The organism is Corynebacterium ciconiae DSM 44920 (assembly GCF_030440575.1).
Lineage (GTDB): Bacteria > Actinomycetota > Actinomycetes > Mycobacteriales > Mycobacteriaceae > Corynebacterium > Corynebacterium ciconiae.
On record NZ_CP047189.1, the window covers coordinates 603,652 to 618,618 of the forward strand.

General features: G+C 62.2%; 11 protein-coding genes and 1 pseudogene. 6 read left to right on the forward strand and 6 right to left on the reverse strand.

Going from position 1 to position 14,967, the window contains the following annotated elements; translation table 11 throughout:
- Positions 1-40 precede the first annotated feature (40 nt).
- The 5 genes and pseudogenes from CCICO_RS02620 to CCICO_RS02640 all read left to right on the forward strand — a co-directional run bounded on the left by CCICO_RS02620 (position 41) and on the right by CCICO_RS02640 (position 6,390).
- Complete coding sequence (locus tag CCICO_RS02620) at positions 41-1,735, forward strand: TIGR04028 family ABC transporter substrate-binding protein (RefSeq protein ID WP_018018912.1); 1,695 nt, start codon at positions 41-43, stop codon at positions 1,733-1,735.
- A gap of 3 nt (positions 1,736-1,738) precedes the next feature.
- Positions 1,739-2,677 (forward strand): annotated as a pseudogene (locus tag CCICO_RS02625) (ABC transporter permease); the annotation flags it as partial.
- 185 nt (positions 2,678-2,862) lie between these two features.
- The gene (locus CCICO_RS02630) at positions 2,863-3,768 is read left to right on the forward strand and encodes an ABC transporter permease (RefSeq protein WP_018018914.1); all 906 of its coding nucleotides are present in this window, start codon (positions 2,863-2,865) and stop codon (positions 3,766-3,768) included.
- Complete coding sequence (locus tag CCICO_RS02635) at positions 3,769-5,382, forward strand: dipeptide ABC transporter ATP-binding protein (protein WP_018018915.1); 1,614 nt, start codon at positions 3,769-3,771, stop codon at positions 5,380-5,382. It begins immediately after the preceding gene.
- Between the two features lie 123 nt (positions 5,383-5,505).
- Positions 5,506-6,390 carry an alpha/beta hydrolase gene (locus CCICO_RS02640; RefSeq protein WP_026161311.1) on the forward strand — a complete coding sequence of 295 codons (885 nt, stop codon included), beginning with the start codon at positions 5,506-5,508 and terminating at the stop codon, positions 6,388-6,390.
- A gap of 39 nt (positions 6,391-6,429) precedes the next feature.
- Here the strand turns inward: CCICO_RS02640 and CCICO_RS02645 are convergent, their stop codons facing one another.
- The 4 genes from CCICO_RS02645 to pepN all read right to left on the reverse strand — a co-directional run bounded on the left by CCICO_RS02645 (position 6,430) and on the right by pepN (position 12,651).
- Positions 6,430-7,500, reverse strand: coding sequence for a mechanosensitive ion channel family protein (locus CCICO_RS02645; protein ID WP_244263966.1), 1,071 nt, complete (start codon positions 7,498-7,500; stop codon positions 6,430-6,432).
- A gap of 63 nt (positions 7,501-7,563) precedes the next feature.
- Positions 7,564-8,334 (reverse strand): CPBP family intramembrane glutamic endopeptidase, encoded by a 771-nt coding sequence (locus CCICO_RS02650; RefSeq protein ID WP_018018918.1) that lies wholly within the window; start codon positions 8,332-8,334, stop codon positions 7,564-7,566.
- Between the two features lie 219 nt (positions 8,335-8,553).
- Positions 8,554-9,855 (reverse strand): TIGR04053 family radical SAM/SPASM domain-containing protein, encoded by a 1,302-nt coding sequence (locus CCICO_RS02655; RefSeq protein ID WP_018018919.1) that lies wholly within the window; start codon positions 9,853-9,855, stop codon positions 8,554-8,556.
- 189 nt (positions 9,856-10,044) lie between these two features.
- Entirely contained in the window at positions 10,045-12,651 is a 2,607-nt protein-coding gene (gene pepN, locus CCICO_RS02660; protein ID WP_026161312.1) for an aminopeptidase N, read from the reverse strand.
- A gap of 98 nt (positions 12,652-12,749) precedes the next feature.
- Here pepN and CCICO_RS02665 point away from each other — a divergent pair, with 98 nt between their 5' ends.
- Positions 12,750-13,373 (forward strand): mycothiol-dependent nitroreductase Rv2466c family protein, encoded by a 624-nt coding sequence (locus tag CCICO_RS02665; protein ID WP_018018921.1) that lies wholly within the window; start codon positions 12,750-12,752, stop codon positions 13,371-13,373.
- Positions 13,374-13,415: 42 nt separating this feature from the next.
- Here the strand turns inward: CCICO_RS02665 and CCICO_RS02670 are convergent, their stop codons facing one another.
- Together CCICO_RS02670 and CCICO_RS02675 are read right to left on the reverse strand one after the other, a co-directional pair.
- Positions 13,416-13,781, reverse strand: a complete 366-nt coding sequence (locus tag CCICO_RS02670; protein ID WP_156809800.1) for a hypothetical protein — start codon at positions 13,779-13,781, stop codon at positions 13,416-13,418.
- 155 nt (positions 13,782-13,936) lie between these two features.
- On the reverse strand, positions 13,937-14,938 hold the full coding sequence (locus CCICO_RS02675; protein WP_244263967.1) for a GmrSD restriction endonuclease domain-containing protein: 1,002 nt from the start codon (positions 14,936-14,938) through the stop codon (positions 13,937-13,939).
- Between the last annotated feature and the right edge of the window lie 29 nt (positions 14,939-14,967).

Consider the following 14,967-nt stretch of genomic DNA (forward strand, 5'->3'; position numbering starts at 1 on the left):
GGTGCGCGCCGCGTCGTCCTCACATAGGAAGGCCACGTCCATGAGATTGCTTCCACGTCCTCGACTCGCCCACCGCGTCAGCGCGCTGAGCCGCCGCACCGGGGCGCTCGCCATCGCGATGCTCATGCTCGCCGGGTGCACCGCGCCACTACAGGCCGATCCCGAGGACCGCGCCGCAGCCCAGGAGCTGACCTATGCGGACTCTGCGCCGTGGACCAGCCTGTACCCGCCGACATCTGGGTTTTATCCCAACGGTGGAATCGTAGGAAACATTACCGATCGCCTGCTGTGGCAGGACCCCGATACCCTCGAGCTGCACCCCTGGATCGCCACCGAACTCCCCGAGGTCAACGAAGACGCCACCGAGTACACCTTCCACCTGCGCGAGGGGGTGACCTATTCCGATGGCAGCGCCCTCGATGCGGCCAATGTGGTGGCCAACTTCGATCTCTTCGGCCTCGGCGATCCCGAACGCACCCTCCCGCCGAGCGAACAAATCAACAACTACGAGCGCGGCGAGGTCGTTGACGAGCACACCGTGCGCTTTTATTTCTCCGCCCCCGCGCCGGGTTTCGCCCAAGCCACCTCCACCCTTAACGCCGGGTTGCTTTCCACCGCCACCCTGCAGCGCGATGCGGAGGGCTTCGGCCCAGGCAATGCGGTGAACGTGGTAGCCAGCGGGCCCTTTGTGATCGACAGCGAGGACCTTGGCACCCAGATCCAGCTGCGCCGCCGCGAAGACTACGACTGGGCACCACCCGCCGCGCCGCATCACGGTCCCGCCCGGTTGAGCATGATTACCATCGTCACCGCCCCGGAGGATTCCGTACGCACCGGCGCGCTGCTCGCTGGCCAGGCGGATGTGATCCGCCAAGTGGAGGCCCCCGATGAGCGCCGCTTCCGCGAGCTGGGGGAGCGCATTCACGCCGCCGGCACCGGCGGGATGAATAACTCCATCAATATCCGCTTCGGCCACCCCTTGCTTGCCGACCAGCGGGTGCGCGAGGCCATCATCAAAGGCGTGGACCGCGAGGAGATCCTGAGCACTTTGTTCACGGATTCTTACCCCCTGGCCACCTCCACGCTGGCGAGCAACGCGCGCGGCTATGAGGACCAGTCCGATCACTATGGCTACGATCCTGATGCCGCCGAGCGGCTTCTCGACGAGGCTGGCTGGCGCCGACCCGCAGAGTCAGGTCCGAGCGCGATCCGCTACAAGAATGGGCAGCGCTTGAGCCTGACGATGAACGAGGCGGTGCCGCAACCGCGCTCGAAGGAGATCTTCACCATGATGCAGGCCCAGCTCCGTCGCATCGGCATCGAGCTCAACCTCTACCCCGGCGACTTCGCAGCGCAGACTGCAGCCGCCAAGGACCTCGACACCATCCAGTTGGCGCACCACATCGTTGGCCGCGCTGATCCGGACGTGGTGACGTCACTCTGGCACTCAGACAAGCGCAACGTGCTGCTCAATGGCGATGCCGAGAGCGGGGAGATTCGCGATCCAAAACTCGAGCGCCTGATGGACGCCATTTCTGGAACGGCCGATCCGGCGGCGCGCGAGCAGTATGTGCGCGAAAGCCAAAACTATGTGTCCGCCAAGGCCTATGCCTTGCCGTTGTTCGAAGAACCCCAGGTCTTTGCCTTGGCTGACACTGTCACCGACTTCACCACTGGGCCCACAGCGCGGCCGTGGTTCTACGCCACAAGCCTCAACGCAGCGAAGGAGAACTAAGCAATGACCCGCGTCGCCGTGCTCTCTCGTATTCTGCAGGCCTTCATCGTGATTCTACTGGTGTTTATCGCCGCCTTCGTTTTGCTCACAGCTCTTCCCGGTGATGCCGTGGAAGCACGCTATGCCAGCCCAGAACTGGGCCTCTCGCCCGAGCAGGTGGAGGATATCCGCCGTTCCTATGGCGCGGATAAGCCGATTGTGGTGCAGTTCTTTGTGCTGTTGGGTGGCTATCTCACGGGAAACTTTGGCACTTCAGTGGCCCAAGGCACCGCAGTGTCCACGCTGCTGGCCGAGGCCCTGCCGCACACTCTGGCCCTAGCCATTACCGGCTTTGCGCTCGGCGTGGTGCTGGCCGTGACGGTGGCTACCGCCGCTACCTTCGGCCCTTTCCGTTGGCTGCGAGCTCTCGCTGGGGCTTTGCCTCCGCTGTTTGTCTCCACTCCGACCTTCTTTGTGGGCATCGTGCTCATTCAGCTGTTCAGCTTCCGTTTGACACTCATCCCCGTGATCGGAGGTTCCCCAGCTCAGGAGCTGGTGTTGCCGGTGATCACCCTCTCTATTCCCGTGGCGGCGCCCCTCGCTCAGGTGCTTATTCGCTCAATTGACGAGGTGGAGGCTAGCCCCTTTGTCACGGTGTTGCGTGCCCGCGGCGCTACGGAAACCTGGGTGCTGTGGCGTGGCGTCATGCGCAACGCCGTGCTGCCCACCCTCACCATTGCTGGCATGATCTGCGGGGAGCTGATTGGTGGATCGGTGGTTACCGAGGCCGTCTTCGGTCGGGCAGGAATTGGCGCGCTCACCGTGAGCGCGGTGTCCAACCGCGACACCCCAGTGCTCATGGCCATCGTGGTGCTGGCAGCGGCGCTTTTTGTGGTGATCAATCTGTTCGTGGATCTGTGCTATCCACTGCTTGACCCACGCCTGCGCACCCTCAAACGCAGCAAGGAAGACAACCACAGCCCCCACGATGGCTCGCAGGCCAGCCCGCACAAGACCGCGGAGAACGCCGAGACCGCAGAGACCGCAGGGAGCCGCGCAGAAAGCGCAGCGGGGTCCGCAGCCTCCCCAGCGGCCAGTACTTTTGCCGCACCGGCGGTATCGGAATCCGCACGTGAAGAGGAGAAACGATGAGCACCACAAGCCCTACTGTGTCGGCGCGGTCTGCGGCAGAGATCACAACCGCTACTGCTCCCGCCGGCCCGAGTCGCCTGAACGACATGGCCGCTGTTGCGGTCGCCGTCGCCTCGAAGGCGATCACGGTGCTTGCGGTTGTGATCGTGGTGGTGATGATCAGCTGGGCTGCGGTGCCTGGGCTGTTCAGTAGCGCCCATCCGCTGGCGGTGACTCCGAATTCGCTGCAGCCGCCATCTGCACAGCATTGGTTTGGCACGGATGCCACCGGGCGTGATGTGTATGCCCGGGTGGTCTATGGTGCGCGCCACTCCCTGGCAGGGGCGCTCATCGCGGTACTTGTGGGAGGCATCGTGGGCACGGCGATGGGGGTGCTCGCCGGCGCCCGCGGTGGGCTGGTGGACACCCTGCTCATGCGGTTAGTGGATGTGCTGCTAGCCATTCCGGCTCTGCTGTTGAGCCTGTCGATCATCATCATCGTGGGCTTCGGCACTATCAACGCCTCGATCGCGGTGGGCGTGACCACCGTGGCGATGTTCGCCCGCTTGGCTCGTTCGCGGGTGCTCAGCGTGATGCAGGCCGACTATGTGGAGGCCGCTTTCGGATCGGGGGCCAGCTTTTCACGGGTGCTGCTGCGCCACGTTCTTCCTAATTCCCTCACCCCCGTGATCGCTGTGGCGGCGCTGCAATTCGGCAGCGCGATTCTGCAGATCTCCACCTTGGGCTTCTTGGGCTACGGCGCCACCCCGCCCACGCCCGAATGGGGATTGCTGGTGGCCGATGGGCGCGACTATGTCGCTACCGCCTGGTGGCTCACTGTTCTGCCCGGTCTCGTCGTGGTTCTCGCAGTACTCGCCGTCACCCGGTTGAGCCGACTCGTGCACAGAAAGGTTGCGGTCTAGATGTCTTCAACCCCGCTTCTCTCCATCGAAGGCCTCAGCGTGTCCTATGGAGATTCCCCAGCAGTTTCGCTTATCGACGCCACCCTCCAGGCCGGAGAAACCCTCGCCATCGTGGGAGAATCCGGCTCCGGTAAAACCACCACAGCCCAGGCCATAGTGGGCCTGCTCGGTGAAAGCGCCCGCATCACCCATGGTTCAATCCGGTTGAACGGAGAGGAACTCGTGGGCCGGCCGGAAAAGTTTATGCGCACGGTGCGCGGGCGAAGGATCGGGTTGGTGCCGCAGGATCCCACCACCTCGTTCAACCCGGTACACACCATTGGTCAGATGATTAGCGAGGCGATCGCTATTCACGATCCCCGCGGTGCCACCCAGCAGCGGGTGGTGGAGCTGCTGGAAAAGGTTGGGGTGGACCGGCCAGAGTTGCGTGCGGGCCAATACCCCCACGAGCTGTCTGGTGGTTTGCGTCAGCGGGCACTCATCGCCGCCGCGATCGCGGGGGAACCTGAGCTGATCATCGCGGACGAGCCCACCTCGGCCCTCGATGTGACGGTGCAGGATGTGGTGCTCGATGTGCTCGCCGATATGACGCGCGAACTCGGCGCTGGCGTGGTGCTCATTACCCACGATTTGGCGGTGGCCGGCGACCGAGCTGATCGCATCATGGTGATGAACAAAGGGAAGGTAGTAGAAACCGGCACCTCAGCGAGGGTGTTGGGCGCTCCGAAAGAAGACTACACGCAGCGGCTCATTTCTCATGCTCCCTCCTTGCACGTCGCAGAGCTTCAAGCTCCCGCGACTGCCGTGGAGCGCGAGCTGGTGCTGCGGGTGGAGGAGCTATCGAAGAGCTTCCCTGGGGTCACCGCCGTGGACACGGTGTCCTTCACGGTGGATCGCGGTACAACCCACGGGCTGGTGGGGGAGTCGGGCTCGGGCAAGACCACGATCGGCCGGATCATCACCATGTTCCAGACTCCCTCCTCTGGACGGGTGCTATTGGGGGGTAAGGAGGTCAGTGCGGCCACACCTGCAGAGATCCGCAGCTTACGCAGGAGAATACAGCTGGTTTATCAGAATCCCTACTCCTCCTTTGATCCGCGGCTGAGCCTCGGCGAATCGGTGGCAGAACCGTTGCGGAATTTCGGGCTAGCGCGGCGCCGTCGCGAGCGGCAGGAACAGGTGGCCGAGGCCTTCGCCAGGGTGCACCTTGATCCCGCGCTGGCTGCGCGGCGCCCTCGGGAACTCTCAGGTGGGCAGTTGCAGCGCGCCGCCATCGCCCGCGCTTTGGTGGTACGGCCCGAACTCATCGTGCTGGATGAGGCAGTCAGCGCCTTGGATGTGACAGTGCAATCCCAAATCCTAGACACCCTGCATGATCTGCAGGAGGAGTTCGGGGTGAGCTACGTGTTCATCTCTCACGATCTGGCTGTGGTGCGGGCGATCTCTTCCACTGTGTCTGTGATGCGCAGGGGCCGGCAGGTGGACTACGGCACCGTGGCGGAGGTGTTTGAGCACCCCACCGATGAGTTCACACAGCGCTTGCTGCATGCCATCCCAGGGTGGGTGTTGCGTGAACGCCTTGAGCAGCAGCGCCACATCGACTACGTGATATAAGCCGCGCTGCCAGCGGCGCAGTGCCTGCGAGGGCTAGGCTTAAACACTCGAGGGCTGCGTCGATAAGCGCAGTGCCGAGAACCGAGAAGGGAAGTGTGGCGGTAGATCGCAATGATCGACGGTGTGATCACTCACGATGGAATCAGAACTCGCACCTATCACTGGCCGGTAGCCAAGCCGCGCTATGTGGTGCAGATCGTGCACGGCATGGCCGAACATGCAGGCCGATATGGCGAGTTTGCCGAGTTTCTCACGAGCCATGGCGTCGCCGTGGTGGCCCACGATCATCGTGGGCATGGGCCCGAGGCCGCTGCGGCGGGGGAACTCGGGCACTTCGCCGATGAAGGCGGCTGGTCGCGCGTGGTGGAGGACATCTCCTTAGTGCGCACGCACTTTCAGAAGAGCTATCCGGGTGTGCCGTGGATCATGCTCGGCCATTCCATGGGCTCTTTTGCCACCCGCGACTATCTCACCCGTGGTTATAAGCCACTAGCCGGCGCGATTCTGGTGGGCACCGGCCGCTGGCCGCGCTACGCCACCCCGGGGCTGATGCTGGCGAACCTGCTGGCTGCCCGCGCATCCCGCAGCACCGCTCATTTCCTCAACACCCTGGTTTTTGCCGGCTATAACAAGGGATTCGAGCGCCGCACCAGCCACGATTGGCTCTGCTCTGATCCGGCAGTGGTGGACGCCTACTGCGCCGACCCGATGTGCGGATTCGTGCCCACCAACCAGTTTTTCGCAGACTTCCTTGGTGCCCACAAGCGGGTGAATACCCGCGCCACGTTCACCGCCACTCCACGGAACCTGCCCATTTTGGTGGTCTCCGGCGCCAATGATCCGGTAGGCGGGGCGAGCGGTGCCACTCGGGTGGCTAACCGTTACGATGCCGCCGGTGTGGAGCGAGTGAGCGCCTTGGTGTATCCGGGCAAGCGGCACGAAATCCTGCAGGAAACAAACAAGCAGCAGGTCTGTGAAGACCTGCTGCTGTGGATGTCTACGCTTTAGACGTGCTCACGGGCACCTGCTGCGGCGCTTGATGGCCTGCTAGTCGAGGCCTTCCGGAGCGCCCGGGGTGCCGAAGCCATAGCCGAAGCGGTAGGGGGCGTGGATATCGGCTGCGTGCATGGCCTTCATAATCTCGGCGGTCATGGCTCGCTCCACAGCCCACTTCTTCGCTGGCATCACCTTGATGTTCACGCGCACCACCATGTGGTCCACGTTGAACTTGGAGATACCCGCCAGCTCCGGATCGCCCAGAATATCGGCGCGGTATTCCTCGGCGGCGGCGGAGCGCTGCACCGTGTCGAAAATGGTTTGCTGGGCGGCATCCACATCCGCAGCCAGCGACACGGGGATCTCAATCCGGGCAATGGAGTAGCCCTGGGAGTAGTTACCCACGGAGAGGATCTCGCCATTGCGCACGAACCACAGCACGCCGTCTACATCGCGCACCGTGGTCACGCGCAGCGACACATCTTCCACATCGCCGGCGATCTCGCCCACGGAAATGGTATCGCCCACTCCGTACTGGTCCTCGATCATCATGAAGATACCGGAGAGGAAGTCCTTCACCAGCGCCTGCGCGCCGAAGCCGAGGGCCACGCCTACCACACCAGCGGAGGCGATCAGCGGGGTCACATTCACGCCCACCTCGTCCAGAACAGCGAGTGCGGCCCACACCCACACCACGATGGACACGGCCGAGCGGCCCACTGCGGCGAGAGTCATCATGCGCGCTTCACGACGCTGCGCTCGGGCCTTATCCTGGGCCGCAATTTGCTGGCGTAGCAGCTCGGCCTTCTTGGGATCTTCTTCCTCTTCGGCGGGGTCGTTATGCGCGGCACCGAAACCGAGCTTGGCGCGTTTGTCGCTCGCAGCGGCATTAGCGGCCACCTTGGTGATGAGCTTGCGCAAGAAATAGTTGAGGGCAATCGCCACCACCACAATGATGGCGATGTGAATCGGCTTCGAGATCAGCCACTCCTGCACCAGGGGCTGATCCCACCATGAGCCGATAGTGTCCACGGTGGTGTCCACCGTGGAACTTACCGCGGCCTGCACAGAGCGGCCGGCCGGCATGGTCATAGAGCTGAGGGAAAGAATGTCTGCATTCACGTCGACCACCATAGGGCAGTCGCCCACGGAACTCCAGATGAAAGAAACCAAGGTGATCAGCCGCTAGCTGTGGTCTTTCTTAAGCCAGCGCAGTCCAATGATGAGCAGCGGGGAGATGAGTACCAGTTGCAGGATGCCCGCGAAGATAGGTATGTCGCTAGCTGGTGTGTCCGGAAGGGTAAAGACACTAGTGAAACTGCCGAGTACATTGAAAATGAAGTGACCAATAATGGGTAACCATAGGTTCCGAGTGCGCAACATAAGTGAAGATAGAAACACTCCGAGTGCGAAAGCGTAGAGCACTTGGCTGGAGGTGGCGATGATCATTTCTGGCGAATGGATTAGGTTAGCGAGATGAGCGAGGGCAAACAATATCGCGCTGACAATGACTGCTCGGGAGTAGGTAATGTCAGGGTTCGAGATCAGGATGTGCTGAACGATGCCGCGAAAAATCACTTCCTCGAAGAAGGCGGTTGCCGCCATGATAAGCACGAGGAACACTAGGCGCTTGATCGACCCTGCGCTTTCCTCCGCAGTTGGCTCTTTCATGAACACTAGGTTCACGGCGAAGAAGACCATAGATACTGTCAATATGGGCCAGCCGAGACGGACCATGCTGGCGGGGCGGAATCCGGCAGGGGAGAGCAGCGAAGTGAGTTTCAACCACCACAGACCAGCGCAGGCGACGATGATCGGAACGATATAAGCAAGCAGAGCGGGGCCGGTGTTCTCGGCGGGGTGGCCAGTGATCACAGCCCCAATCTGGAGGCTGAGGAGGGCAATAACAACAACGCCGATGCTGGCCACGAGCGGGCGCTGCGAGAGTGTGTTCATGGTGTCCTTTCCAGACGAGTGGGTCGCGCGGGATGGGCGACCCTGGTGGATTCAATTTCTAGCGGGATACAGAGAAGTTTCCCAATTCAAAACGAATCCATTAGTGTCCGAAAAGTGACCTTTTTAGCCCTTCCTTAAGAACACAGAACGAAGCCCCATGACACGTGGGATGTCTTTAGCGTGGTCTCAGGTGGACTGTGAGTAAGATCTCGCACTCGTTTAGTGGGCAGCGGGGGCTGCGGAGGCTGCTGCGCCTGCGCTGGCCTCCGCCTGGCGGGGCTGGGAGGCCGGCAATTCGGGGGAATAACTGCGCATCGCCTCCGTACCGATGAGCTTGGCCAAGGCCGCGCGATCCACTCCGCAATCCTGCGGGTGTCGCTCGGCCCATGCAGGCGGAATATAGGCGCAGGTGGGGTCGGAGGCGCGGTAATCGCCCGTCAGGGCGAAGGCCGTCGACCGAGAACCACCACACACTGAGTGGAAATCACACACCGAGCACTTCCCATGCCAATGATCAGGATCGCGCAAGGCCCGGAAGGCCTCGGAGTTGGCATAGATATCGTGAAAGTCTTGTTCTTTCACATTGCCACAGTGCATCGGCAAAAAGCCGCTCGGATACACATCGCCCACATGGTCCACAAAGGCGAATCCAGAGCCGGAATTCACCGCCATGGGAGCACGGGGTCGACGCGGAGCAGTGGGATGCTCCCCGAGAAGCTCGATGGTGCGCTCAGTGAGTTCGCGATAGAGCGGGCCACCCGTGTAACCAGGGCGCCCCTCCTCCTTGGCCTGCTGTGCTTGGAGTACTACGCGGCGATACTGCGGCGCCTCGGTGGTTTTAATGGCGATGCGATCGGAGACATCGTGCAGCCAGTGCAAGGCATCTTCGCGCTCCAGCGGGCTTAAAGAATTCAGGGCCGCGCCGCGGCCGGTGGGCACGAGGAAGAATACGTACCACATCTTGGCCCCCATATCGATCACTCGCTGCAAAAGATCGGGGGCCTCGTGAATATTGGTCTTAGTGAGCGTGGAGTTGATTTGCAGGCGATAACCAAGCTCATTAATAACGGGCGCCATGGCTAGGGTTTGTTCAAAGGTGCCGGAAAATCCTCGAAAGGCGTCGTGCGTTTCGGGGAAGGCACCGTCGAGGGACATGGACATGGCCTTGCCACCGGCCTCCCGCAGCGCGGTGATGCGCTCGCGGGTGAGCTTGGGAGTCACCGACGGAGAAAGCGACATGCTCAACCCAAGCGAGGTGCCATACGCAGTCAGCTCCACGAGGTCCTCACGCTCAAAAGGATCGCCACCGGTGAGTACCACCAAGGGGCGGGGGTGCTCATATGCGGCAAGGCGTTCAAGCAGCGCCTTGCCTTCCTCGGTGCTGAGCTGGCCCGGGGCGGCGTGGTGCTGCGCGTCCGCGCGGCAGTGCCTGCACACCAACCCACAAGCGCGGGTGACCTCCCAGATGACGATGAATGGTTTCTGGTTGATGTCGTGGCGAACGGTACGCACCACCGGCATGCGATGCTTCACAGCGCTGAGCTCCCTTAGAGATCCTTGGCGGTCACGGCTTCTGAGCAGCGACGCGGCCCAGAAGCACAGGTGATTTCAGATTAAGGCAGCTCGCCCACGCCGTGCCAGCACACACAGCTGCTGAGCATGGGAGAGATTGACCACGCTCCGCTTAGCTGTTCCTAAGCTGGCTCGGGTCTAGCTGCGCTGACCAGCGAGCGCGTCCACTTCGCGGTTGAGTAGCGCGCGCTTCTGGGCATCCAAGCTTTCTGCCACTAGGCGCGCCAAAGCAGCCGGGATGTCCGTCTCGAGCAGCTGACACGAGCGCACCACGCCTTCGGGGCTGATATCCCACCGCGGATAGATGCCCTGAAGCAATGGTTGGGCGGTCTCCTGAGACAGCTCACGCCACAGTGTGGGGGCAAGCTCCACGAAGCGCTCATTGAACTGCTGCAGGTTCGGGTCCGAGCCGGCAAAGAGCAAGCCTTCGAGGGTGTGGCGCAGCTCCAAGTTGGAGATCTCTGCTGCGGCGGTGGTGAGGCGCTCGTAGACAGCGGCCTTGTTCTCGGGGGTGTTGATAGCCGCGGTCGCCCGCCACGCGGCCTTTTGCCCCGAACCGGTGGCGTCGCGCTCCTTCTCGGCGGCAATCGCTGCCTCTGGGTCGGCAATATCGCCGCGGGCGATGAGCGCGGTCAGCGCACTCCACCGGATCTCGCTGTCGATGGTCAGCTCAGGCACCGTGCAGTTGCCGTCGAGGATGGAGCGGAAGAACTCGGCTTCGGTATCGCCACATTCCACGTGCGCCAGTGTCTTGAAGAAGGGCAGCTGGGCATCCACTCCGGCAGCCAGATCGTGCGGGTGCGAGAGAGCGTCGAAAAGCGTGCGGGCAAACGCCTGCTTGCCTTCGCGGTCTGCCCACTCGGGATCGGCGTAGGAGTTCAGAGTGATGCGTGCTTGGAGCAGAATGCGCTCGAGCACAGCCAGCTCGGTCTCGGCAGTGATGCCGCGCTCGACCAGAGCAAGGAAATCACGGGCCGGCATGTGGCCATCGCGGGTGGCCTGGCTGGCGGCAGACCAGCACAGGGCACGCGCCATGGAGTCCTCGATCTCATCGATGTGCTCAGAGATGAAGCTCAGGCTCTTCTCATCGGCCTGGTAGAGGCAGTAAGTGAGATCGTCGTCATTGACCAGAACCAGATCGGCCTCTGGCGCACCGATCAACTCGGGCACCTCGGTGCGTTCGCCCTCAACATCCAACTCAACGCGCTGGGTGCGCACCACCGCAGAATCCTTGCGGCTGTACAGCCCCACTGCAAGACGGTGGGTGCGGGTCTCGCCCTCGCCTGGGGCGGCACCGGACTGCACGATGGTGAAGGAATCATAGGCCCCGTCGGTGGTGGTCGCCTCCACCGAGAAAGAATTGATGCCGGTGGTCTTCAGCCACTGGCTCGACCACTCCGAGAGGTCACGCCCCGAGGCCTCCTCGAGGGATGCAAGTAGATCGTCGAAGGTGGCATTAGCGAAAGCATTGCGCGCGAAGTGACGACGCACCCCAGCGAAGAACGCCTCGCGGCCCACATAGGATTGCAGCTGCTTGAGCACCGATGCGCCCTTGGCGTAGGTGATGCCATCGAAATTCTGCTCCACCGTCTCGATGTCGGAGGCGTCCGTAGAGATCGGGTGCGTCGAGGGCAGCTGATCCTGCTTATAGGCCCACGACTTTTCCACATAGGCGAAAGTGGTCCACGCCGTGTCATAGCGGGTCTCCTCCGCCTGGGAGATTGCGGCAGCCCAGGTGGCGAAGGACTCGTTGAGCCAGAGATCGTCCCACCACTCCATGGTGACGAGGTCGCCGAACCACATGTGGGCCATCTCGTGCAGGATCGTGTCAGCGCGACGCTCATACATGTAGTGGGTGACCTGAGAATCAAACACATACTCGTCACGGTGGGTGACACAGCCGGCATTTTCCATCGCGCCCATGTTGAATTCGGGCACAAACACCTGATCGTATTTACCGAAGGGGTAGGCCACACCGAAGTTGCGGTGGTAGAAATCGAAGCCTTGGCGGGTCTCGGTGAAGATGCGTTCCGCATCGAGGGACTCCGCCAAAGAAGCCCGGCAGTACAGTCCCATGGGGATCTCGAGCGTCGTCGGCTGATCGGCGGGGGTTTCGGGGTGGTGGGTGAGCTCGCCTGTCCAAGTCTCACGCACCTCGTGGTAGGGGCCGGCGCAGACTGCGGCAATGTAGGTGGAGATCGGGTAGGGGAAATCGGCCGTGTGCACGCGGCCGCCGTCGGTGTCGGAATAGGTGGTTTCACCATTGGTGATCACGATCCACTCCTGCGGAGTCACCGCAGTGAGATGGTAGGTGGCCTTGAGGTCCGGCTGGTCAAAGCAGGCGTAGACGCGCTTGGCATCGGCTGTCTCAAACTGGGAGTACAGATACACCTTGCCGTCGGCAGGGTCCACGTAGCGATGCAAACCTTGGCCCGAATGCGAATAGGTGCAATCGGCATCCACCACCAGAGTATGCTCGCCGACGCTCAGCCCCCGCAGCTGCAGACCGTGCTCAGAGGAGTAGTCCGGCGTGAACTCTTCGCCATCGAGGGAAGCCGAGTGGATGTGGGCGTCGCGCAGATCAATGAAGGTATCGCCGTCTTGTTTCACCTGGAAGCGCACCGTGGTGGTGGAACGGAACGTTTCTTCAGAGGTGGTCAGGTCAAGCACGATGTCATAGTGCTCGGTTGCTAGCATGGCCGCGCGAGCGCGCGCCTCTTCTCGGGTCAGATTCACACTTGTCATGCGCACCACAGTAGTAGCGTGACCTAGATCGCGTATCCGCTGGGGTAGGTGGCTGCCGCCCCGCGCCTGCGCGGAGGTTTCGGCTAGCATGGGCGGGCATGACTAATCAACGCACCGTGAGCTTTTATTTCGACGTCACCTGTCCTTTTTGTTGGATTACCTCCCGCTGGATCAAGGAGGTGGAGCAGGTCCGCGACATCGCCGTGAGCTGGCAGCCGATGAGTCTGGCGGTACTCAACGAAGGCCGCGAGGAGCTGCCCGAGGACTACAAGGAAATGATGAAGGCCACGTGGGCCCCGGCCCGCGTCTTCGTTGCCGTGGCAGAGCAGTACCCCGAGAAACTCGATGAGCTCTACACCGCCATGGGCACCCGCATCCACCACGGCGGCGAACTCACCGCCCGCGGCTATCACGCCGCCGACGAGGTGATCGCAGCAGCTCTGGCCGAGGTAGGCTTACCCGCCGAGCTTCTCGACGCCGGCCACACCGACGCCCAGGACGACACCCTGCGCGCTTATCAGAAGCGCGCCATGGACAAGGTGGGCGATGAAGTGGGCACACCCGTGATCGAGCTCGGCGATGTGGCCTTCTTCGGCCCTGTACTCACCCGAGTGCCGCGCGGCGAAGAGGCAGGCGAGCTTTTCGACGCCTCCTGCACCCTCGCCGGCTATCCGTATTTCTTCGAACTCAAGCGTTCACGCACCGAGGCGCCTCAACTCTAAGAAGGCTGTGCCATCCCGAGGACCTGGGCTCACGGGGCATGCCTAGAAGAACAATGCGCCGAAGCCTAGAGCGATCAGATTGATCACGATGAAGATGCCGATGATTCCTGCCAGCGTCTTAAACCATGGGCGGGACTGCTCGGCATCGGCAGCTTCCGTGTGGCTAGCTGCTTGTGTGGAGTCGGCGGCCTCTGTGGGGCCGGCGACCTCGGGTATGGACACGGTGGGCTCATCCGCAGCAGGAGTGGAGGGCGGCAGTGGGCTGCGCAGTTGGTCTTCGTGAGGAAACTCGGTGTCCTCACGGGCCACAAATACAGGCACACTGCGAGTGGCCGGCAGGCTATGGGCTGGATTGCGCATGGAGGAGAGGTCGTGGTGTGTCTCGCCGTGGCCGTGCATGCTCGCCAACGTGAATCCTCCCTGCCTTCTTCGTGCTGCACACAGCGGCACGTGATGTGTTCTCACTCAACACTACCCACCGCCCACAGCGGGGAAAAACTCCACGATGATAGGCCTAAAGCTCCCCCACGCTTCCAGATAAGCGGGGTGGGTGAGCGTTGCCGCTATTCACAGGCAATGCCGTCATTATCCCCATCAAGCCCAGGGCGGTAACCCGGCTCGCCGCGGTGTAGCGGTGCGAGCCCCTGAGCCCGAGCCTGCGCACAATTGGCCACGTAGTCTCCTGCATCAGCCGGCGCAGCGGGAACATGCGCTTCATCGCCGGTGATCTGTGGGGCTTGATCAGGGGCGAGCTGCTCGGTTGCAGGCTGCTCGGCTCTCGGCGGTTCGGCTGAGGAGCGCTCGATCTCGCTGGGGCATTGCCGCAAAATGCGCTGCATCGCGTCTTTTTCTGGGGGTGTCACCCACAGGCCGTAGGCCCGTTTCACTTCGATTTGTGAACGGACATAGGTGCAACGAAACGAGGAATCCTTCGGTAGCCACGTAGCGGCGTCGCCGGCGCCTTTTTGCTGATTCTGCCAGCCGCTGACCGCCAAGAGATTACGAGGATCATTGGCGAAGTCGCGCCGAGCCTCCTCGGAGAGCTGCTGGGCCCCAGTCTGCCAGGCGTTGGACAGTGCCACCACGTGATCAATCTGAATCTCGGAGGAGCGTTCGCCGCGTTCGAAGTCCATCCACTGCCCGGTGTAGGGGTCTAGGAGCCTGCCGCGCAGTACCACGCAGTCATGCGTGTTCGGCTTGAGAAAAAGATCCACGAGATCGCGGCGCAAAATATCATTGCGGGTATCGCAGCCGTTGTGGCCGAACTCCACTGACACATCATCGCTCCATCGCTGCCCAAACTCGTCCCTCGAATAGCCGGTGGTGGGGGCCCGGCCTTTGACCTCGAGTTGATCGAGCATCTCTGCAGCGTGGGCGGCGAAGTCCGGAAGCTCGTTGGTGTCATCAACTGCGGCCGAAGGCGTATCGCCTGCCGCGTCCGTGGTGGTGGCAGGGGACGTGGATGTGGCAGGTGGCGTGGAGGTGGATGAGTGTTCTGGCGAGGAATCGGTAGAACAGGCCGCCAACATCAGACAAGCAAGCAGGGCGGCCAGAGATTTTTTCACGGTTGAAGACCTCGTTTTTCGTCTACACT